Source organism: Halobacterium bonnevillei (assembly GCF_009831555.1).
Lineage (GTDB): Archaea > Halobacteriota > Halobacteria > Halobacteriales > Halobacteriaceae > Halobacterium > Halobacterium bonnevillei.
This window is the reverse complement of record NZ_WUUU01000301.1, coordinates 1-1,899: the sequence shown is the minus strand read 5'-3', so window position 1 is coordinate 1,899 and position 1,899 is coordinate 1. Positions and strand designations below refer to the sequence as shown.

Below are 1,899 nucleotides of genomic sequence, written 5' to 3'. Positions count from 1 at the left end.
CCCGAACTCGGGAACGCCGCGCAGCTCGCCGACTGCTCGGGTTGGAGAACCGCGCGCCGTTCGGCTCGCACGCCGGGGAGCACGTCGGAACTCGCGGGACGGCGACGGGCGGCTTCGCGAGCGACGACCTCGCGGAGCGCCTGGAATCGGAACTCGACCCGGAGCACGGCGTCCGCGTGCTCGACTTCGGACCGGAGACCCTCGAGGACGTCGCTGTGTTGACGGGCAACGGCGCGGACTGGATCCGGGAGGCCGACGCCGACGGCGTCGACGCGCTCGTCACCGGCGAAGGCAAACAGAAACTCTACCACGAGGCCCGCGAGGCCGGCATCTCCGTGTTCCTCGCCGGGCACTACGCGACGGAGACGTTCGGCGTGCGCGCGCTCCGGGACGTCGCCGACGACTGGGGAGTGGAGACCACCTACATCGAGCACCCGACCGGTCTCTGAGGGGTCCGGCAGCCAGCCACCGGCTGGCGTCGCTGACCTGGATCGAGGGTGGTCTCGGACCGGGTCGACGTTGGTCGCTGACTGGGGGGTCGACGGCTCTTCGGGCCGGCCGGTCCCGTCCCCTATTCTGTCCCGAAACCGACAACCGGCGAGGCTCTCCGGGAGACACTATCACGAGCGAAAATCGGGGGCGAACCCTTTTGTCGTATCACCAAAACGTACCTGCGAACGATGGGGATGGCCCGCTACTTCCAACGAGTACGGGGGAGTTACGCTGCAAAACTCGCCGTCGCCCTGCTCGTCGTCGTCGCGATCGCAGTCGGCGTCGGCGCGATGGTGTACCAGCAGACGAACGCCCAGCTACAGGACGACGTCCGGTCGGAGCTGTCCGCGACGTCCGACGCCAGAGCCGCGCAACTCGACGCGTGGCTCGACAACGTCCGCGGGCAGACGCAGCTCGCGTCAACGCGCCCCGAAATCCAGTCCGGGGACCGCGAGGAGATCGCGGGCTACCTCGACGAACTCGCCGCCAGCGACTCGCTGGCGGACGGCGTCGTCGCGGTCCACTACTACGACGCCGACGAACAGACCATCCTGGAGAGCTCGAACGACGACATGGCGGGCGTCAGCCCCGCCGACCAGGGCGCGCCGTTCGCGACGGACCCGCCCGAGTTCGACAGCGCCAGCGACGTCGCCGTCACCGACCCGTTCACGGTCCCGGTCGTCGATTTCCCGGTCATCACGGTGAACTCGCCCGTGGAGGGCGCCCCGGACAAGCGCATCCTCTATATGGTGAACGTGGAAGTCCTCACGAACACGTTCAGTTCGACCGTCGACGACGGTGAGACGGTGGTCGTCAACAGCGAGGGGACGTACGTCGCCCACACCGACGCCTCGAAGATTCTGGAGCACCACGACGGCAGCGACGCGATGCTCGAGCGCTCGCTGTCCGAGCAGACGTTCATGGACCAGGACGGCACGGTGATGGCGGCCGCGCCCGTCTCGGGCGCGGACTGGACGGTGATGGTGCACGCGCCCGCCAGCCAGGCGTTCGCGCTCGGCGACTACGTCGCGTCTAGCGTCGTCGGCCTCATCCTGTTGACCGTGGTGAGTCTGGCGCTCATCGGCGTCACCCTCGGCAGCACGACGGTCGTCTCGCTTCGCCAGCTGTCCGCGCGCGCCGACGAGATGGCCGACGGCGACCTCGACACGACAATCGAGACGGCGCGCAACGACGAGTTCGGGACGCTCGCGAACTCCTTCCGCCGGATGCGGGACTCGCTGTCGTCGTCGCTGTCGGACGCGGAGACGGCGAAGGCGGACGCGGAAGCGGCCCGTGAGGAAGCCGAAACGCAGCGCGAGGAAGCCGAACGCGCACAGGCGACCGCTCAGGAGACGGCGCGCGAACTGGAGGCCGCGGCCGCCGACTACGACGACACGATGACGGCGG

At 69.0% G+C, this 1,899-nt stretch carries 2 protein-coding genes; both read left to right on the top strand.

Features of this window, described 5'->3' with window-relative positions; all coding sequences use genetic code 11:
• Window positions 1-449: Nif3-like dinuclear metal center hexameric protein (locus GRX66_RS18625; protein WP_394351548.1), on the top strand; the 449-nt coding region annotated here is incomplete at its 5' end.
• 231 nt (window positions 450-680) lie between these two features.
• A partial coding sequence (locus GRX66_RS18620; protein ID WP_325064201.1) for a HAMP domain-containing protein occupies window positions 681-1,899 on the top strand: 1,219 nt, incomplete at its 3' end.